The organism is Alteribacillus sp. YIM 98480 (assembly GCF_009765375.1).
Classification (GTDB): Bacteria; Bacillota; Bacilli; order Bacillales; family Marinococcaceae; genus Alteribacillus.
In genome coordinates, this window is the sequence record NZ_VTOK01000028.1 from 14530 (window position 1) to 32892 (window position 18363).

The following is an 18363-nucleotide window of genomic DNA, read 5'->3' on the forward strand; positions in this document are numbered from 1 at the left end:
TTGTATTAACGTAACGGAGGGTATGATAATGATTTACCATGCAAAAAAGGGACAAGTAAACTATGGTTCGACAATAGGCATACTTATGCTCGACAGCCATATTCCCTTTATCCCCGGAGATATGGGAAACGCAGCCACTTTTTCTTTTCCTGTTCACTATAAAAAAGTGGACGGCTTAACCGTAAAACAAATGTATGAAGATAGAGAAGCCGTTCTTCCAAAAGTGGTTTCAGCAGGCAAACAACTTATCGCAGAGAGCGGGGTTAAAGCCATTACAGGAAACTGCGGCTACTTATTACTGTTCCAACAAGAATTGGCAAGCTCCCTGAAAGTTCCCGTATTTATGTCAAGTTTGCTGCAGCTTTGTATGATGGAAAAAATAATCGACACTTCTAATCAAAAAATCGGCATTATCACAGCAGAGTCGTATCGTTTACACACTAAAATGCTGCACGCTGCAGGTATAAAGCCAGAAAGTGTCTATGTTAAAGGATTAGAAAACACATCCCATTTTGCAGGAGTTGCCATTCAGGAAACAGGCATATTGAACAAACAACTAATGGAACAAGAAGTCGTAGAGGCGGCTGCAGAAATGATTACAGAGCATCCCGACATGTCCATACTGTTACTAGAATGCAGCCTCCTCTCCCCTTATTCCAAAGCGGTACAAGAAAAAATACAACGCCCTGTATTTGACTACGTTACGATGATAAATTTTGTGTTTGAATCGTTTATAAAAAAAGAGTTTACTGGTTTTACATTCAATTAATGGTTTTTACTCAGTATTTTTTTCCTATTTACTTTCAAATATTGGGACACATTGATTGATTTTGATTATTTTTGAACTAATTTGATGTTTTATGATTGATATTAATCATTTATATTTTTACAATACTAATTGAAACCGCTTTCCATTTTGGTCGTTAAGGAGGGAATAGTTGTTGCTAGATGGAACGCTTTAAATTTTTAGTGAGGGGGAATAAAATTGAAACGTAATTATAAAGGAGTTCTCGTTACTACCTTGACATTAATTGCGGGTTTATTCATGCATGCTGCTGATGTAGGAGCTAAGGATTCTGAAGAGTCAGAAAATATTAAGCAATTACAGGAAATGGATAACAATTATTATGATGAATTGTACCGCCCTCAATTTCACTTTACCCCAGAAGAAAATTGGATGAACGATCCTAACGGTTTGGTTTATTACCAGGGAGAATACCATATGTTTTATCAATATAATCCTAAAGGTGATACATGGGGGAACATGAGCTGGGGCCATGCTGTCAGCAAGGATCTTGTGCACTGGGAGCATCTAGATACAGCGATGGAACCCGATGAATTAGGGATGATTTTTTCGGGAAGTGCTGTAGTGGACAAACATAATACAAGCGGTCTGTTTAAAGGCGGCTCTGGTGGATTAGTCGCCATTTTCACTCATGCTGGTGATACACAGCAGCAAAGTATTGCATACAGTGAAGATAAAGGCAGAACTTGGCAAAAATACGAAGGCAATCCGGTCCTTGAAAACCAAGGTATAGAAGATTTTCGTGATCCAAAGGTTTTTTGGCATGAAGATACTGAGAAATGGATAATGGCGGTCGCTGCCGATGACCGTGTTCAATTTTACTCTTCACCTGACCTCCTTGACTGGGAATTTATGAGCGAGTTTGGTGAAGGAATGGGGGCCCAAGGAGGAGTTTGGGAATGCCCTGATCTGTTCGAAATTCCTGTGGATGGAGATCCAAACAACACAAAATGGGTACTGCAGGTCGATATTAACCCAGGAGCAATTGCAGGAGGTTCTGGGGGACAATACTTTATCGGTGACTTTGATGGTGAAACCTTTACAACTGATCAAAAAGCAGATGAAATAAATTGGGTAGATTATGGAAAAGATTTCTACGCCAGCCAATCTTGGGATAACACAAAACAGCGGCGTATTTGGACAGCTTGGATGAGCAATTGGAATTATGCAGAAGATATTCCTACATCACCTTGGAGAAGTGCTATGACAATCCCTAGAGAAGTCGGATTGAAAACTTCTGAAAACGGTGACATTCTTCTTACGCAAAAACCTATACGGGAATTGAATAAAGTTAGAAACAAAAAACATCATTTAAAAAGTCAAAACATTGATTCAACTCATCTCCCCGTTTCAGAAGGACAAGGACAAACCCAGGAAATTATCGCTGAGTTTGAAATAGGTTCAGCAGAGGAGTTCGGTTTTCATATTCGAAAAGGAAAGGAAGAATATACGAAAGTAGGATATGATGCAGAAAACCAAGAATTATTTGTAGATCGAACAGAGTCTGGTGACACCGACTTTAATGATGATTTTCCTGGCATCTACGCAGCACCATTAGCTTCAGAAGATAACAAAATTAAAATGCATATATTTGTAGATCGTTCTTCTGTAGAAATTTTTGGAAATGATGGAGAAAGAGTTCTTACAAACCGAATCTTTCCTAAACCTGAAAGCAATGAACTAGAAATATATGCTGAAGACGGTGATGTAAACGTAACTTCTTTAGATGTATTTGAATTAGACAGCACGTGGAAAAATAAGATGAATCAGTAAGATTTGGGGGCTTTCCCATAAGTGACTTTAAAGGGGGCCCCTCTCTAGTATCTTGATACTTTAATTGTTCATCCCTGCACAGTATTCCGATTTCAATATGCGATAAAAAACAATTCATTATAAAAAAGGCACTTACTATATCTTTTCATTACCTTGCATTGAAAACCTTCATTTAAAAAAAAGTTTAAATAATCTTGTTCATATTGGATATATTTCCCATTATCGTTTTTATGCATAAACCTATTACTGATTGGAGTATTTTCAAAAAAACATGGCTCTATCACAATAATCCTGCCGCCATTTGGTTTTAGAGCTTTTCTAAATTCTTTAACATAAGAGGATACCTTCTTTGGAGAAATATGATGCAGAACAGCAACAATCATAATTACATCAAAAGATTGCTCTATAACCGAAAGGGATCCATTAATAACGTTAAAACGATAATTCGGATAGTTTCGTTTTGCAAATTCAATTCTTTTTTTATTTAGATCTAATCCCAGGTAGCCAGAAGGTTCGCATATTACAGAATTAGCTCCCGTTCCAGCTCCAAAATCCAAAACAGATTTGTTAGAAAAATGAACATGCTCTGTCAGTAGATTATGTACGTATTTTTTTGTAATCCACTTTGGTCGAATGAACCAATGATAAAGATGGGGTGTTAGTTCCATAGAAAATGTTCTCCTTTTCCTGTTTCAACTGATACTTAAACGTCGTATATATCATTTGCTTGGTCTTCTTGTATAATTCCCCGCATTTTTTTCTCTATTCCTAGGTAAAAAAAACATTTTATACCTTTTCCAGCCCTTAAACACAATCATTCATTTTTCTATAGTTGTTGATGTGCTTGGAGGTTCACGATATTCCAATTAATCCCAATTATTTTTATCCAGACAAGCCATTGTCTTAGTAAGAGACGACTGATAAAGTGAAAGTGAGGTTAAATATGTCGATGGATTGTAAGTGAGGAGTGCTATATTGTTGCAAAATGAGGTCAAAAAAGAGCTGGCTGAACTAGGAAGAACCTTGTACGACGCAAGACAAAAAATAGCAGCAAATATCCAAAATTCCCTAAAGGAATATGCCCGCGAACAAACAGTGACAGAAGAGGCAGTACTCAGCATTCGAGAAAATTTTATTGTTATTATCTCAACTGCTTTTACGGAAAACCAAGAAGCAATGAATCAAAAAATTTCGGATTGGGCGGAGAAAACTTCTAATTACGCTATGCAAATAGGAGTCCCGCTCGACAAGCCAATTAATACAGCCAAAGATTATCGTTCTGCCATATGGAACTTTATTCAACAAGAGACTAGAAAACAGGGATTTTCCATAGACACCGTATTTGAAACTCAGAAAATAATAGACCCTATAATTGATAAGACCGTTTCTTTGTTATGTCAAAAATATGTTTCCCATCATCAGAAAGAACTTAAATTGGCCGAAGACACCTTTTTAGAACTTTCTGCTCCTGTTGTCCCTATCACAGACACAGTTGCTGTTCTTCCTATTATTGGTAAAATAGACACGAAAAGAGGCCACAAATTAATGGATACAGCGTTGCAGCAATCAGACTTGTATAACCTTGATTATCTGTTGATTGACCTATCTGGCGTGTCCATTGTGGATAACCTATCCGTCAACAAAATTCATGAAACGGTACAATCTCTCCATCTGCTAGGAGTTAAAGCTATCATATGCGGGGTAAGGCCAGACTTATCCCAAACAATGTGTTCTTTAGGCATCGGGTTCGATAACATCGAAGTTCACGGCAATCTGCGAAAATCACTCTCTACATTAGGCATTTTCCAATAAATATGCCCCCTTGTTACCCGAGGCTTCGATATGGGTTTCATGTAACGACCAGCAGGAAGACAAGGCTTCTTTCTAGCCTTCTCTTCTAACCATCCTTTACATACTACCCCCAAATTTGCAAGCAATTGAGACTAACTTTTCTATCATTTTTCTGCATAAACGTTTATGTTCCACCCTATTGAGAAATATAGAAATAGTTTCGTTTTATCTCCTTACAGACTTGGCGAAACTATTTTTTATCAAAAGGAGGAGAGGGATTATGGAACATGTAAAAGCAATTGCGGTCAAAGGGATATTGACCATTGCAGCTCTGTTTTTGGTTCTTAGTTTAGGGTTTGGTGTTTCCTTTCTAAACGTCCTTATTATTGCGATTGTTCTTGGTGCCGTATCATACACAGTAGGAGACCTCTATATTCTTCCGAAAAAAACGAATGTGGCTGCTACGATTTCAGATTTAGGAGTAACATTTTTAGTAGTTTGGCTTCTTGGAATGGTATTAACAGGCATAGCAGCAAGTACGATGGCAGGTGCAGCAGTTATTTCAGCTGTTATTATTGCATTAGCAGAATACTTCTTTCATTTATATATTTCTAAGAAAAATATCGGTGCCAACAATGAATTAAAAACTACTACCTCTCATTAATGCCAGAGGAGCCGCCTCATTTGCAAAGAACTGACTTATGGGGCGGCTCCTTTTCATATTGAGCGTGCCTCCCTCTTCTATTCGTTTACTTCGTTTTCAAATTAATAAAGATGAAGTAAAACGATTACAAATTAAATGTTAAAACATTATTAATTTCCATATATTCACACTTTCCTTACACAGTTTACACTGTGGCTTTATATTACCTTCATAGTTTTTCGCTAGAGTGGAGGTAAATAAACAAAGGGAGAGTGACAAATGAAAAAGTACTTATCTAGTGTTATAATGGCCGCTTTGTTTTTCTCGCTGTTTCTTTCAGGCGGAATGGCATTGGCTGATGAAGAGGTATCAACCAAGACACAAAAGCAAACCCTTAATATTGCGCATCGCGGCGCCTCTGGTTATGCCCCTGAAAACACGTTGGCAGCTTTTGTAAAAGCAGTGGAAATGAAAGCTGAAATGATTGAACTAGATGTACAAATGAGTAAAGACGGCGAGCTTGTTGTTATTCACGATACGACAGTGGACAGGACGACAGATGGCACGGGTGCCATTAAAGATTTAACATATGAAGAAATAGCTGAACTGGATGCAGGAAGCTTTTTCAGTGAAGAATTTGCCGGTGAAAAAATACCAACACTTGGTGAAGTGCTTGACCAATTTAGAGGAAGAACTGGTATTCTTATCGAAATAAAATCACCTTATTTATACCCGGAAATCGAACAGAAAGTAGCTGATGAGCTAACTTCTCGTAATATGGATAAACCAAATAACAATAAAATTATTGTTCAGTCTTTCGATCATCAGTCCATGAAAACGTTCCAGTCTATTCTGCCCTCTGTTCCAGTCGGTGTTCTGTTAAGCTACAGCCCGGATGGTATCTCTGATGAGCAGCTTTCTGATTTCGCTCGATATGCAGAGTATGTTAACCCTAATAAAGATATGATGGATGCTGATCTGCTTGAACGTATTCATGAGTTTGGCATGGAATCACATCCATGGACGGTTAGAGACCAAGAATCCGCAGATCTCCTATTGCAATTAGGAGTAGACGGTATCATTACGGATTTCCCTGATTATGTGGACCCCCATAAATAATATATCTTATACTTAATAGGAGCAGATGGAACCCCCGCCTTCTGCTCCTTCTTTTATGGTTACCTTTTTACTTTTGTAATAATTCTTTCAACCCTTGGCAGCACTTCCTCTTTCATTAACCGCATTGATTTTTTCCATACTTCAGGGTTTTCACTATAATCATACCCGGTGATAAGCAAATGCCCAAACCCGCCTACTTTTTCATAAAGATTGGCTAATCTATTTGCAACCGTCTCCGGCGAACCTACAAACCAGTTATGTTTTGCCACATATTCTGTGGTCACTTCCTCATCGTCCACTGCTTCTTCATGTTTGAATACAGAAATAGCACCAAGCTTTTTGAAGAGAGGAAGCCAATATTCACGATGCTGCCTGCCCATCATAGAATGCAGGGACCCTTCAAGCGCTTCTTCATCTGTATCTGCTACAAACACATCCCGGGTAATTCTCCAGGTATCCCGCTGTGGATTTTTGCCGCTTCTTTTAGCTCCTTCTTCCACAGAATCCCAGTGACTTGCAATATAATCGAGATTCGCTCCAAGACTCATTGGTATAAAACCTTTTTCCCCAGCCATTTTCAGTGTTTCTGATCCTGGACTGAGTCCTGTTACGCCAATAGGCGGGTATGGTTTTTGATATGGCTCTATATGCGGTTTTAAATATTCATCGCCTTCTATTTTATTCGCATTCCAATACGTTCCTTTGTATTGAAAAGGCTCTTTTTCTTTCCAAAATTTCAATATAATTTCCAGTGCTTCTGCAGTCATTGTTCTATTTTCACCATTGGCTCCGTCTACACCATATGTTTCATGATCACTAGGAAGACCCCCTGCTCCAATGCCAAGCATTAAGCGACCTTGTGATAAATGATCAAGATACGCTGTGCGATGAGCTAATTCTACTGGATGATGGTAAGGCAGCAAGTGAGCTCCAGGTGCAAGCTTTATTTGCTTTGTTGCTTTCAGAGCCTGCGCAATCATTAAATCTGGGGCCGGAATTGGTTCCCAGGGGGAAGTAAAATGTTCTCCAATCCATGCCTCACCATAATCTAACTCATCTGCATACTGAATCATCTCTAAGTCCCATTCCGTTGCGTCGTAAAGATTTTTTTCCGGAGGATGTGTCGGCATTAAGAACAGTCCTAGTTTCACAAAACCATCTCCTTTATCCTTTTTAAAAAGTAAGAAATTATAAATAGTTGCGTTTTACATGTCTAGCGCAAGCGCCTACTCGCTCGAGATTCCTTCGGTTCGTCAATGGAAAGGCAAAGATCAGCTTTCCATATGCCGACCACTCCAGGACTTGTAGCTCGTGAGCAAGGCGCTTGCGTTTTTTAAAGAAATCAAGTTTTAAGTACTGCATAAAGTAAGCGTTTTCATTTAAAGCAAAATCAAAATGACTTTTAAAAGCTTGTTTGAAAGGGAAAAAATTTCTAGAAGGACACGATTAGTAGACAGAGGTGATAGTTTTACAAATTGGTTCTTAAAATAAAGATTCCATGCTTTTTATACTTTTCCTTCAAAAATTATAAATATATTTTCGTTGACAATCTCTAAAAAAATCTTTAAAATTAGTATTGAAAGCGCTTACAAATAAAAGGAGCGGGTATTATGTATACGAGTACTTTAATCGATGAAAAGAATAAAGACCAACTCATTGCTGCCCTTTTAGATCTTAATATGTATAAAATGCCGGACGGTCGTCAGTTTTATGAAGCTACGGAATCAGAATTAAAAAATCAGTTTTTACTAAGAAAAAACTATATTTCCTGACAAGCTCCCTTTTATATCATGTATTATAAATAATTTTCCACACACAGCCATCAGTCTCACTGTCGAGATGATGGTTTTTTGTCTTCTTTGGTTTGTGACCAACTCCTCAAATTTTATGGACTATTATTCTATGAGCGTATCCTTTAACGCATAGACCATGTTTGACATATAATAGACACATAAGAATGATAGAATTAGACAAAGTTGCTTGCCGCCAAATTCAAATGGCGAAAGCGGAAGTTTTCCTATACTGTTTACCATTCTTAACAGTAAAAGGAAAGAAGGGAGACTAGAGAAATGAGTGCATATAGAGAACTTGCTGATAGTGTACGCATGACTTGCAAGGGCTCATGTACATGGCTTGATGAGAAAGATGACAAGCTTGAACTCATTGGAAAAGGCCGAAGTGCTTACGTTTTTAAGATTCTTCCCACTGAAAAAGTACTGAAGGTGTTCTTTCCTGACTTTACACATATAGCAAAAGAAGAAGCGGCTATTTACCGTGATCTGGAAGGGCTGGAATTTTTCCCAACATTATATGAGGCAGGCTCCAACTACCTCGTGCTTGATTATATAAAGGGATACACTTTGTTTGAATGTCTTCAGCAAGGTATTCCAGTTTCAGAGAAGAATATGAACGAAGTTGATCAAGCTTTAGAGCTGGCACGAAAAAAAGGATTGAATCCGTCAGATATTCATTTACGAAACATTATCATCACTCCACATGGCGGAATAAAAATTATTGATGTCGCACGTTATCGACAAACAAAACAGTGTACGCAATGGGACGACTTAAAACGAGCCTTTTATCGTTTTTATAGGAAGCCTTATTTCCCTAAAAGACTTCCAATATTTATTCTAAATACCATTGCCGCGTTATATAAAAGAAAATGGCTGCCTGAATTTTAGGCTGACTACTGGATCTATTCCTATCCGATCCATTCCCCGACCCACTGCTGAACCCTCTTCCAAACAGTAGAAAAAACACAAGCTCCCTGAACGAGGAAGTTCGGCTAAAATAAAGGATCTTCTACAAAAGACAGACAGGAACGAACATCCTGTTCCGGTGCAGAAGTCAATGTAGAAGTTACCACGTCGTGTGGAAGTACGTCCTGTGACAACGCTGAACTGGCTTGCACAGGACGTGTTGACTTTTGCGTTGCGACAGGACGTTCGCGGTTTTAGCAAAAGTTCCTCTTTATCGTCTGCGCCTGATCGGCTGGGCGCTGGAGCTAGACATGTAAAACGCCAACTATTTATAATTTCTTACCTCTCAAAAAAAGACTAAACTTGAAAGAAGGACCAAGTTCAGTCTTTTAATAATAATTTATTCCAAAAGAACTATTCTTAATAAAAATCAGAAATAAAAGGGGTATTCTCCATCATGATCGTCGCCACAGAAGACTGATCAATGGCAGCTTGCACCGACTCAATCGGGAAGAATGATACTCCTATCAATAGAATCAGGATTACCACATACGTTTTAACTACGCCAAAAACACCGCCAAGTCCTTTGTTAATCGTACGAAGGATAGGTAAAGAAGCAAAGATTTGCAGAATCCTTCCAAGCCAAAGGACGATCAGGTTGGTCACGATAAAAGCACTAAATAAGCCAATAAGTGTATAGAAAATCCCTTCCAAACCAGCTCCAAGAAAGTCTGGATAAGGTAGCCATGTACGAAACCAAGATGCAGCCGAGCTATAAAAGAAAAAACCGGCAGCAATGGCAAGTAAAAAACTCGACAGTCTTACAAATTTGGAAACAAAGCCTTGACGGAGTCCAATGAAAAAGCTTCCAATCAGTAATAAAATGATGATAATGTTTACGAGCACAAGCAGTACCTCCTTCATGGTGAGAAAATGAGATGCTCGTTGAAATGAATATATCATGTTTAATTATAAAAAAGAAACCATCTTACGTATGGTTCCATTAGAAATTAATGGAAGTTTAGAGAAACTCTGTTTTCCGTTATGTTTAGAAGGCAGCTTTAAAACGCCACTTTATGCAGCAACGGCATTCGTAGAAAAAAGCTGCGCTCATCGCAGCTTTCCTACACTCATGGGCATTTACTCTTTTGTCAAAGTATCTCCGTCTATGTATAAGATTTCCTAAAAATAACCGCCTGTCATGAAAACTCCACCCGTACATAAACCTGCATTGATTGGATCATGGGATAATTTTCCTTTTTTAAGGAAACAATTCCTTCCGTGTTTTTGGCCGGTGCTTTTTTGATTCCAATTACTCCCATGAACAAAGAAAACCGCCTGCTAAAAGAACTTCCATTGCAAACGGCGGCCTGTACGTTGGAAACCTTAGTTTAGAAAATTTACATTTTCCAAAAGTAAAAGTAAACCAGACTTTTAAGCAGCTGGTTTACTTGAGTTTCTTCTTTATTGAGTTGGAGAACCAGGCGGATAGTAATATGGCGGGACTTTTATCCATCCCCGTTTACGCATTAATGTTTTTAATGTGTTTCCAAAAGTCACCCATTCCGTATAAAATTGACACCACATCATGCCAATATCGTTTCGGATGGCATCCGCTTGCGCTTTAGCACAAGCTTGCATACATGTAACCAGTTTAAATGCAATGCCATTTGAAATCTCATCGTCGGTTAACTTTACACCTAATGGAATATCTTTGGAATCGGAATTTGGTTTAGCAGAAGTAACATCAGGTAAAAGAATTCCTTCTTTTTTCATAAATTGGCTTAAACTTCTTACTTGTGCTTCACACAGTCTAATGACATCCGTCAGCATTTCTTTGACTTCATCATCTGTCGTTGTATTCAGTCCGGTTTCCTCATAACGAATGAATTCTTCCTTTATTGTAATGTATTTCCAGCAGTCTCCCACTTCTATGACATGCAATGGAACCCTGGGTTCATTTGTATTATCAATGGATGTTTTTAATATGTTCCATACTGCTTCAAATGGATTAGACATTTCTCCCACCTCCTTTTTTCCTTAATATTTGGATTAATAACAAATAACATGTAAAAAAATTGTGCTATTCGAATAACAAAAGGGAAGGGGGATTTTTCCTTCAATTTTTTATTACACCAGAAAAATCTCCTCTCATAACTTCTTTTTCTTCCTGATTGCAACAGGTAAAAGTCGCATAAATAATATTTCTCTCTTCTTGCTCTTCGAATTGCTCTATTTTCACGTCACAGCGTATAGTATCTTTCGTGAAAACGGGTCTTACGAATTCAAACGTCATCTTCCGAGCAAGTACGTTGTGGTCCCCTCCTATTTTTGTGGGGAGGGTAGCGGTAAGCAGACCCTGGATAATGAGGCGGCCGTTTTCATCTGGTACCAAATGATGAATGCCTTCATCTCCTGAAACTTTTGTAAACATCTCTACATCTTCTTGTGTAAACGTTCGTTCAAAGGTTATTATATCTCCAGCTTTTAATAACATATTTACTTCCTTTCGTATTTCTCATGGTTTTATATCACTTCTTTTCTCGATTTTGCTCTGAGCTCCTCCTTTTCACTATATAAAGCAGCCTCGTTTTTTACATAAATTTGTTTGCAGGTGTTAAAAATATTTGTGTATTGGTCTTTCATAGAAAGGAGCGATAATCCTTTGGGTAAACGTTCAAAATCAAAACGCAATATTATAAAAGGAAAAGATGCGGTACAACCTAGTACGGGAGAAGAGAGAATTACTATTTCAAAGGTAAGCAGGGAGTTAGGAGAAAAAAGAAAGTAGTGCAGCGAAAAGGAGGGAAGGCAAATGGACGCCCAACGAGCACAAGAGATTTCTTCATCGCCTGATATGGCTAATGTAGTCTTTAACGGAGAAAGTGTCTATATTGAACATGTTGACCAACAAGTTGGAATAGCTACGATCCATCCCACCAATGATCCGAACAAAAAACAAAGTGTTTCCGTCACCAGTTTAGAAGAACAATAAGTTTTCAACGACATAACATAAACAAAGTCACGAAATCTTTATTTTTCAGGTGCTAGTCTCACGAAAAAAGGAGCCTTCAATCGGGGCTCCTTTATCCCATACAGTTCTATATAGGGGTGCTGCTGCCTCTCACTGGTTGACTTTTTTACTTTCTAACAGTATAATGAATTATTCGCTTTCCCCACTTATCTATTTCCCACCACCATGCATTTCCAAGTTGCTGGATACACCCTGTAGAATATAGTATTAGATCAATTCACACTGGAGCGGTCATCGGAGCCGCAAGGACGAAAGAGCAGGAAGGGCTTTTGTTGTTTTATGCATCACTACTATGTTAATAAGAAAAGCACAAGCGCCCTGGTCAGCCGCGACAGGTTCTGGAGCTTTCGCGCAGGGTCGCCTGCGGCCCGAAGTCGAAAGGGAAGACATAAGAGGTTCAGCTAATTTAAATGAACTTCTACTAAGATCGCACACGTCCAGTGTGCAACGTAGAAGTCACCACATCGTGTGGAAGTACGTCCTGTGACAACGCTGAACTGGCTTGCACAGGAGGTGTTGACTTTTGCGTTGCGACAGGACGTCGCGGTTTTAGCAAAAGTTCCTCTTTATCGTGTGCGCCTGAGCGGCTGGGCGCTGAAGCTAGACATCAAAAACGCCAAATATTTATCATTTCTTACCTTTTAAAAAAAGAATTCCTAACGCGTTATAAGCACGACAAGACCAGCAATTTTACATTTGCTGGCTTTTTTATTTTCCGCTGATATTATGTGTAAACGAAGTATCATCTTCTTTCTTACAGATGATACCTCTCTATCCTCGAAGTCATTAACTTTTATTAACACATAAAGAACATTTGCAGTCTCATGTAGTTGTAAAGAAAACGCGCATGTCTTCCTTCCGGGGTATGGGGATTTTGAAGGTAATATAATCGTTGAAGAAAAAGCTGATCACATTTACAAGACGGACCCCCAAACGCTCTGTAACATTCGTCGTGTGCTTTACATGCAGCATCCACAGCATTGATCGGCGCCCCAGGACCGCTGCATCCCGGTCCGCACCAGTTATACCCAGGAAAAATACAAAAACGTGGGAATCTTCTCCTCTCGTTTCTTTTATAATAAGACACATACTTCCCTCCCTTAGTCTCTTCACTCTCTTATTACAAGATATGGTGAGGGGATGAATTTTGGTTATTTAAATCACCTTTATACGTGAAAAAAATAAAAAAAATTCCAGTGCTCCAAAGAACATTGGAATTTTTACCGCTTTTTTTGTGCAGCTGCAGCTGCTAAAAAATATGCAAACTGGACGGGGCGCTTATAAACAAGGCCGGTATTTTCCCAAGAGGCATCACCTTTGTTATAAAGGCTTTTTTGAAGTTTACCGTTCACTTCTATAATCTTTATCTGTCTGTTTTCATCAATGACCATGTCAATGCCGATTTCTCCTAATAACCCTAAGTGTTTTTCCAAAATCTTCCCTGTCATTAGACTCGTGTTTCTCATTTCCCTGTATAGCGCTGTTCGCTCTTTGTTATTACTAGCTAATGTTTGGAGTATTTCGTCTGCTTCGCATATTCGGTGACTGCAATTTGTTACATAATAATCTTTTTGAGCGATTCGGCTTATTCCATTGGTGACATTCCATTTGCCGTTTTGATTTTTTTGCAGCAGCATTCTAATATCTACCACTCTGCCCGCTGCTCTTGTTGTGTTTATATGTTCTTGAATGATAAATTTTTTACTTCCAACCAGTTCTTCTATTTTTTTATAAAAAGGGGCCGAATCTAGGCAGCTGTATTTTGGCCGTTTTAACGTATCTTGATAGATTTTATAGGACTCATTGATTGAATTGGTTTCAACCAAATAGACACGTCTGCCTAAATATCCATAACAAGGCTTTAAAATTAATTGTTTGCGGCTCTCCAGCAACATTTTAAAACGTTTCTTCTTGTAGAACCAAGTTTTAGGCAAATAGGTATTCAACTCTGAGTTGGATAAAATTTTATAAACGATCCATTTGTTGAAAAAAGTAATCGTATTAAAGCATTTATTTTTTCCGATATATTTCTCTAACCGTTTAATAGTCTTTCCCTTTCTTTGATAGCAGCGGTTATAAACTGCGTGAGGGAAACGAAAAGTCTTTGTTTCCCATTTACCATTAATGTAACAGCCCCCTTGTATACGTTTGGTTTTCCAATTAATATCTTTTGGAGTAAACGCAAAAAGCTGTACAGGAGTATTTTCTTTATATTGATAATACAATCTTAACGTGCTTTTTCGCTGGTTTCGCTTATTTACCATGATTCCAATCAAAGGCTTTCGATTCATTGATCTCACTTCATTTTATATATAGATTTTAACTTCTCTATCAATTCCTTTTTAGAAATTTCTCCATTGTCCTTTCTCTTCAAAGCTTCGATGACTTTTTGATTGTCCTTCTCACTTAACTTTTTCACAGCACAATTTCCTCCCTTAAAGTTTAATAGGTCACTGCTGGTTTGTTTTAAATGCGATCGCATTGAGACCTCTTGGACTGATTGAGATAAGGTTACCTTCCCCCCTGGCAGAAATGTCAAAGTTAAAAGTTTTCGTACCTGGTGTAGGGGGTTCTACAATCCAGCTGAGACTAATCGCCCCATCCCACACGTTTATTTGTGTCGAGGCAGGGATAATCAGTCTCTCCTGAGCTAAAGGGGGAGCCCCGACATCTGAACCTGATAACTGTCCAAATAAAAAGATGTCCGTTATAGGCTGTGTTAAACTCCTAATTTCAGCACTTGCAAACATATCAAGCTTCACGGCTTCTTCTTCTTCTACATCCAGTTCAACCTGTAATCTTTCATTAAATAAACTAACAGCCGTCGGAAAGTCAGTCCTTTGATCGTAATCTGTTTTAATAAAGTTTCGTCTTGTTCCCATAAGTGCCACCCTATCTATAGTTTTTCTTCTTATCAGTTAATGAAAAAATATAGAGGCGGACACGGCATTCGCCATTAACGAGGAGAGCTTTGGACCCGTCCCTAAAATGAAAAAAAGCACCTTCTTAAACAATATAAGAAGAGTGCCATTCTATCTTCGAAAACCTTTATCCATGAATATCCCGGCGATTATAACCGATAAAACCGGCAGCCAATAACACAATCGTTATAATGGTCAATATGGATACCTTCATAAGATCCATTTCCTCCACTGGAAGCTGAGGAATATGAGCAAATGGAGATAGATTACCAACCCAGTCTTTGAATTGAAACAATCCTCCTAAATAAACAACAATAAAGGAATATCCCAAATACAACCATGTCAGCCCAGAGGCGTTTGGTGCAAAACCTACCAACAAAACGGCGATACCAGTCATCACCCAGATTGCAGGTAGATAAACTATGGCTGCACTGTAAAATGTGCCAAATGACAAACCGTCGTCCATTACTGTTACAGCTGTTAAGCCTAGACTTCCTGCTGCCATAGAAATCATTACAAAACCAACAAAAAGAGCGATAAAAAGATAGCTTGCCAATAGCCGTGTACGAGATACGGCTCGAGCTAATACATGTTCTGTGCGCGCCTTTTTCTCTTCACTTTTAAGTTTTAAAATGACCATAAGCGCGGGAATTGTACTAATCATAGATATAACGGACATAAGCTTTGCCGCGAATTGCTCCGTTAATGATACTCCAGTTACAGGTCCAATCAGATCTTCCATCACATCGATTTCATTAAAAAAAGACTCTAAATCGCCAAACACAGACCCATAGGAAACACCAATCAAAACCATTCCAACAGCCCAGGAAATAATAGCCGTACGCAGAAGCCTAAATGCAAGCCCAAAAGGACTTTGTAAAAAGGGAGAAGCGAACGTTCGACCTGGCTTTGACGGTAAAAACCCTAAGCCTGTATCCCGAATGGAATGTAAATACAGAGCAAAAGCAACAAGAACAATAGACGCTGCCGCCGTTATGAAAACCGGCTGCCAGTAATTGTTCACATAAACTTCCGCTCCTAAAATCCATCCCAATGGAGAAAACCAGGAAAGTGTTTCATTGCTGACATCCCCAATAGCCCGGATAAGATAGGAAACGCCGAGCACAGTGAAGGATAACCCAATTGCGCCCCGCGAGCTTTCTGAAAGCTGCGCAAATAATGCTGTAACTCCTGTGAAAAAAAATCCAATCGCACCTAATGCAGCACCATATAGAAGCGACCCATTTAGACTCATACTATCGATTCCTAATACATATAAGCCAAAACCTATTCCTAATGCTAACAAGACATTCGTTCCAAATAGAACGGCAATGGCGGCGAGTAAATTAGATAATCGGCCAACAGGCAGAGAGCGTACCATTTCGATGCGCCCATCTTCTTCTGCTGCTCGTGTATGACGAGCAAGGAGTAAAATATTCATAATTCCAACTGTTACAGCAGTGAAGAGCAGCATTTGATGGGCCATCATGGCACCAAAGGTATAATTCTCTAAACCATAACCTGGACCAACCATGGCCGTCATGGCAGGGTTCAGCATCGTTTCAGCGAGCGCCTGTCTATCTTGTTCTGCCGGATATAAACTTGTAAAAGATTCCGCAATTAAAAAAGTAAATACAAATAACGAAAGCAGCCAAACCGGAATACGAATGCGGTCTTGCCGTAATAAAAACCGCGAGAGTATCCCTGTTTTATTGTATAAATGATTGGACATCAAGATGCACCTCCGTCCCCTGATTCATAATGGCGCATAAATAAATCTTCTAGCGCAGGCGGTGCACTTTCTAGCTTCACGATCCCATATTGACTTATATGTTTTATAACGCCGTCAAGCTCTTCTGAATCTACTTGAAATGAATATTGCTTTTCTGTTTCTTTGACGTCATGAACCCCGTTTAAATCTCGTAAAGAAACAATCGGTTGCTTTGTTTCCACAAGCAGATTCGTTCTTGTTAAATGACGGAGTTCCTTTAATGTTCCCGTTTCAATCATCTGTCCCTGCCTAATAATCCCTACTCTGTCACACAATTTTTCGACTTCAGATAAAATGTGGCTCGAAAGAAGAACACTTTTACCTTCCCTTTTTAGATCAACCACACTTTCTTGGAACACTCTTTCCATCAATGGATCTAGCCCGGATGTCGGTTCATCGAGTATATAAAGATCGGCATCTGAAGAAAATGCAGCTATGAGAGCTACCTTTTGCCGGTTTCCTTTTGAATACGTCCGGCATTTTTTCGTTGGATCGAAATCAAACTTTTCGATCAGTTCTTCCCTCCGGCTTTTATGATGTGAACCACGCAGTTTGACAAACAGGTCAATGACTTCACCGCCAGTTAAATTGGGCCAAAGGTTCACATCTCCCGGCACATAGGCAATGCGTTTGTGTATTTCAACGGCATTTTTCCAGGCATCCATACCAAATATCTTTGCTTCGCCTGCCGTTGCTTTTAAAACACCAAGCAAGATGCGGATGGTTGTAGATTTCCCAGCTCCATTCGGACCAATAAAGCCATACACTTCTCCTTTGTTCACTTCAATGTTGACTTCATCTAAAGCTGTAAATTTCCCGAACGTTTTGGTTAAATGACGGGTGCTTAAAACAGTCATTTGCCATCCTCCTCTTGCTCATAAAAACACGTTTTTAAAACATCTAGATATTCATAAAATTCTTCCCAGTATGCCTCTAAATTAATGGATGCGAGCTTCTTTCCTTTTAAAGTGTTTTTTAAGTGATTCTGATACCCTTCTATGGACCAGCTGATAAGTTGGAATGCTTTATCTGCATCGACCTCTTTTTTAAATAATCTTTTATCAATATTATCGTACAGCTTAGAATTACCAAGTTCTTGTACTTCTTGAAGGCGCTTTTGTAATTCCACAGGTATCTCCGTTTCCTCTGTAAGCACCGCTGTCCCTAAAAAATTAAAAATGTTTGGGTTCTTCGTCTGCGCTGCAAACTTAGCCTTGGCTGCCTGCTTCATTCGTTCAATAAAATCCGTTTCCTCAGTCACAATGAGATTTAAATACTCATTAATAATGAAAGTGATGCTGTAATCCAGCAGGTATTTATAAAGCTCTTTTTTGTTGTGAAAATAATAAAAAATCATCCCCTTTCCAATTCGAGCATTTTTAACAATTCGATTCGTAGAAGCTTGTTTAAATCCTTTTTCTGCAAATTCCTCAAGGGCTGCATTTAATATCCGTTGTTGTTTATCCTGATCTAAGTTTGTAAATGACTGTGTAATCTTCATTCATTCCTTTGGTATATTATATTTTTGTTCAACTTAATTAGACCACTCCGGTCGATTAAATCATAACTGAATTAGACCAAACTGGTCAACGATTTTAACCCATATTTAGAAAAATTCGCCTTGCCACCAAGCCCTTAGATGAAGGCGATGGCCTAGTTGCACTTATACTGATTTCCTCAAATTTTGACCACATCGATGGTTCATCCATGCTAAAATTTTCTACTTTCCTATCAGTTAAAAAAAGGGGCTGGGACATAACTAGCCCGAAATAGTAAAAAAGATTCCGATTATCGTTTTTTGATAATC

The 18363-nt window shown here is 38.8% G+C and carries 22 protein-coding genes; 10 read left to right on the forward strand and 12 right to left on the reverse strand.

The features are described from left to right. Window positions 1-28: 28 nt before the first annotated feature. Together FZF09_RS21980 and FZF09_RS21985 are read left to right on the forward strand one after the other, a co-directional pair. Window positions 29-769, forward strand: a complete 741-nt coding sequence (locus tag FZF09_RS21980) for an aspartate/glutamate racemase family protein (protein ID WP_158738681.1) — start codon at window positions 29-31, stop codon at window positions 767-769. Window positions 770-985: 216 nt separating this feature from the next. Continuing rightward, window positions 986-2578, forward strand: a complete 1593-nt coding sequence (locus FZF09_RS21985; protein WP_158738682.1) for a glycoside hydrolase family 32 protein — start codon at window positions 986-988, stop codon at window positions 2576-2578. Window positions 2579-2670: 92 nt separating this feature from the next. Here the strand turns inward: FZF09_RS21985 and FZF09_RS21990 are convergent, their stop codons facing one another. Next, complete coding sequence (locus FZF09_RS21990; RefSeq protein WP_158738683.1) at window positions 2671-3246, reverse strand: class I SAM-dependent methyltransferase; 576 nt, start codon at window positions 3244-3246, stop codon at window positions 2671-2673. A gap of 307 nt (window positions 3247-3553) precedes the next feature. On the opposite strand from FZF09_RS21990, the gene FZF09_RS21995 reads away from it, so the two are divergent. The 3 genes from FZF09_RS21995 to FZF09_RS22005 all read left to right on the forward strand — a co-directional run bounded on the left by FZF09_RS21995 (window position 3554) and on the right by FZF09_RS22005 (window position 6131). Further along, complete coding sequence (locus FZF09_RS21995; RefSeq protein WP_158738684.1) at window positions 3554-4390, forward strand: STAS domain-containing protein; 837 nt, start codon at window positions 3554-3556, stop codon at window positions 4388-4390. Window positions 4391-4649: 259 nt separating this feature from the next. Beyond that, entirely contained in the window at window positions 4650-5033 is a 384-nt protein-coding gene (locus FZF09_RS22000) for a DUF2512 family protein (protein WP_158738685.1), read from the forward strand. A gap of 258 nt (window positions 5034-5291) precedes the next feature. Continuing rightward, a complete protein-coding gene (locus tag FZF09_RS22005) occupies window positions 5292-6131 on the forward strand; it encodes a glycerophosphodiester phosphodiesterase (RefSeq protein ID WP_158738686.1) in 840 nt (279 codons plus the stop codon). Window positions 6132-6190: 59 nt separating this feature from the next. Here the strand turns inward: FZF09_RS22005 and FZF09_RS22010 are convergent, their stop codons facing one another. Further along, window positions 6191-7282, reverse strand: coding sequence for an LLM class flavin-dependent oxidoreductase (locus FZF09_RS22010; RefSeq protein ID WP_158738687.1), 1092 nt, complete (start codon window positions 7280-7282; stop codon window positions 6191-6193). Window positions 7283-7741: 459 nt separating this feature from the next. Here FZF09_RS22010 and fbpA point away from each other — a divergent pair, with 459 nt between their 5' ends. Together fbpA and FZF09_RS22020 are read left to right on the forward strand one after the other, a co-directional pair. After that, a complete protein-coding gene (gene fbpA / locus FZF09_RS22015) occupies window positions 7742-7903 on the forward strand; it encodes a Fur-regulated basic protein FbpA (protein WP_158738688.1) in 162 nt (53 codons plus the stop codon). Window positions 7904-8200: 297 nt separating this feature from the next. Then, entirely contained in the window at window positions 8201-8812 is a 612-nt protein-coding gene (locus FZF09_RS22020; RefSeq protein ID WP_158738689.1) for a protein kinase family protein, read from the forward strand. A gap of 438 nt (window positions 8813-9250) precedes the next feature. On the opposite strand, the gene FZF09_RS22025 is transcribed toward FZF09_RS22020, so the two are convergent. The 3 genes from FZF09_RS22025 to FZF09_RS22035 form a co-directional block, all read right to left on the reverse strand. Then, complete coding sequence (locus FZF09_RS22025; protein ID WP_158738690.1) at window positions 9251-9736, reverse strand: CvpA family protein; 486 nt, start codon at window positions 9734-9736, stop codon at window positions 9251-9253. Window positions 9737-10294: 558 nt separating this feature from the next. Next, the gene (locus FZF09_RS22030; RefSeq protein ID WP_158738691.1) at window positions 10295-10849 is read right to left on the reverse strand and encodes a DUF3231 family protein; all 555 of its coding nucleotides are present in this window, start codon (window positions 10847-10849) and stop codon (window positions 10295-10297) included. Window positions 10850-10949: 100 nt separating this feature from the next. Next, window positions 10950-11327 carry a hotdog family protein gene (locus tag FZF09_RS22035; protein ID WP_158738692.1) on the reverse strand — a complete coding sequence of 126 codons (378 nt, stop codon included), beginning with the start codon at window positions 11325-11327 and terminating at the stop codon, window positions 10950-10952. Window positions 11328-11495: 168 nt separating this feature from the next. Between FZF09_RS22035 and FZF09_RS23205 the strand changes: the two genes are divergently transcribed. From FZF09_RS23205 to FZF09_RS22045, 3 genes are all read left to right on the forward strand, one after another. Further along, window positions 11496-11621: a hypothetical protein gene (locus FZF09_RS23205; protein ID WP_255450621.1), complete on the forward strand. Its 126-nt coding sequence runs from the start codon at window positions 11496-11498 to the stop codon at window positions 11619-11621. A 24-nt stretch (window positions 11622-11645) separates the two neighbouring features. Next, on the forward strand, window positions 11646-11825 hold the full coding sequence (locus tag FZF09_RS22040) for a small acid-soluble spore protein H (protein ID WP_158738693.1): 180 nt from the start codon (window positions 11646-11648) through the stop codon (window positions 11823-11825). Between the two features lie 507 nt (window positions 11826-12332). Then, window positions 12333-12509: a hypothetical protein gene (locus FZF09_RS22045; RefSeq protein WP_158738694.1), complete on the forward strand. Its 177-nt coding sequence runs from the start codon at window positions 12333-12335 to the stop codon at window positions 12507-12509. Window positions 12510-12660: 151 nt separating this feature from the next. Here the strand turns inward: FZF09_RS22045 and FZF09_RS22050 are convergent, their stop codons facing one another. From FZF09_RS22050 to FZF09_RS22075, 7 genes are all read right to left on the reverse strand, one after another. Continuing rightward, on the reverse strand, window positions 12661-12951 hold the full coding sequence (locus tag FZF09_RS22050) for a phospholipase (protein WP_158738695.1): 291 nt from the start codon (window positions 12949-12951) through the stop codon (window positions 12661-12663). A gap of 133 nt (window positions 12952-13084) precedes the next feature. Next, window positions 13085-14155 (reverse strand): YheC/YheD family endospore coat-associated protein, encoded by a 1071-nt coding sequence (locus FZF09_RS22055; RefSeq protein WP_158738696.1) that lies wholly within the window; start codon window positions 14153-14155, stop codon window positions 13085-13087. Window positions 14156-14160: 5 nt separating this feature from the next. Then, window positions 14161-14283, reverse strand: a complete 123-nt coding sequence (locus FZF09_RS23210) for a hypothetical protein (protein ID WP_255450622.1) — start codon at window positions 14281-14283, stop codon at window positions 14161-14163. A 31-nt stretch (window positions 14284-14314) separates the two neighbouring features. Beyond that, on the reverse strand, window positions 14315-14746 hold the full coding sequence (locus FZF09_RS22060) for a hypothetical protein (protein ID WP_158738697.1): 432 nt from the start codon (window positions 14744-14746) through the stop codon (window positions 14315-14317). 166 nt (window positions 14747-14912) lie between these two features. After that, complete coding sequence (locus FZF09_RS22065; protein WP_158738698.1) at window positions 14913-16517, reverse strand: ABC transporter permease; 1605 nt, start codon at window positions 16515-16517, stop codon at window positions 14913-14915. Next, window positions 16517-17413 (reverse strand): ABC transporter ATP-binding protein, encoded by an 897-nt coding sequence (locus tag FZF09_RS22070; RefSeq protein WP_158738699.1) that lies wholly within the window; start codon window positions 17411-17413, stop codon window positions 16517-16519. The genes FZF09_RS22065 and FZF09_RS22070 overlap by 1 nt, the downstream gene beginning before the upstream one ends. Beyond that, window positions 17410-18057: a TetR/AcrR family transcriptional regulator gene (locus FZF09_RS22075; RefSeq protein ID WP_158738700.1), complete on the reverse strand. Its 648-nt coding sequence runs from the start codon at window positions 18055-18057 to the stop codon at window positions 17410-17412. Before FZF09_RS22075 ends, FZF09_RS22070 begins: the two co-directional genes overlap by 4 nt. Window positions 18058-18363: the final 306 nt, after the last annotated feature.

Coding starts and splice junctions, on each gene's coding strand:
- FZF09_RS22055 (WP_158738696.1), bottom strand. CDS start 14,155: ATGAATCGAAAGCCTTTGATTGGAATCATGGTAAATAAGCGAAACCAG.
- FZF09_RS21990 (WP_158738683.1), bottom strand. CDS start 3,246: ATGGAACTAACACCCCATCTTTATCATTGGTTCATTCGACCAAAGTGG.
- FZF09_RS22070 (WP_158738699.1), bottom strand. CDS start 17,413: ATGACTGTTTTAAGCACCCGTCATTTAACCAAAACGTTCGGGAAATTT.
- FZF09_RS22005 (WP_158738686.1), top strand. CDS start 5,292: ATGAAAAAGTACTTATCTAGTGTTATAATGGCCGCTTTGTTTTTCTCG.
- FZF09_RS22000 (WP_158738685.1), top strand. CDS start 4,650: ATGGAACATGTAAAAGCAATTGCGGTCAAAGGGATATTGACCATTGCA.
- FZF09_RS21980 (WP_158738681.1), top strand. CDS start 29: ATGATTTACCATGCAAAAAAGGGACAAGTAAACTATGGTTCGACAATA.
- FZF09_RS22030 (WP_158738691.1), bottom strand. CDS start 10,849: ATGTCTAATCCATTTGAAGCAGTATGGAACATATTAAAAACATCCATT.
- FZF09_RS22035 (WP_158738692.1), bottom strand. CDS start 11,327: ATGTTATTAAAAGCTGGAGATATAATAACCTTTGAACGAACGTTTACA.
- FZF09_RS22020 (WP_158738689.1), top strand. CDS start 8,201: ATGAGTGCATATAGAGAACTTGCTGATAGTGTACGCATGACTTGCAAG.
- FZF09_RS22065 (WP_158738698.1), bottom strand. CDS start 16,517: ATGTCCAATCATTTATACAATAAAACAGGGATACTCTCGCGGTTTTTA.
- FZF09_RS22075 (WP_158738700.1), bottom strand. CDS start 18,057: ATGAAGATTACACAGTCATTTACAAACTTAGATCAGGATAAACAACAA.
- FZF09_RS22060 (WP_158738697.1), bottom strand. CDS start 14,746: ATGGGAACAAGACGAAACTTTATTAAAACAGATTACGATCAAAGGACT.
- FZF09_RS22040 (WP_158738693.1), top strand. CDS start 11,646: ATGGACGCCCAACGAGCACAAGAGATTTCTTCATCGCCTGATATGGCT.
- fbpA (WP_158738688.1), top strand. CDS start 7,742: ATGTATACGAGTACTTTAATCGATGAAAAGAATAAAGACCAACTCATT.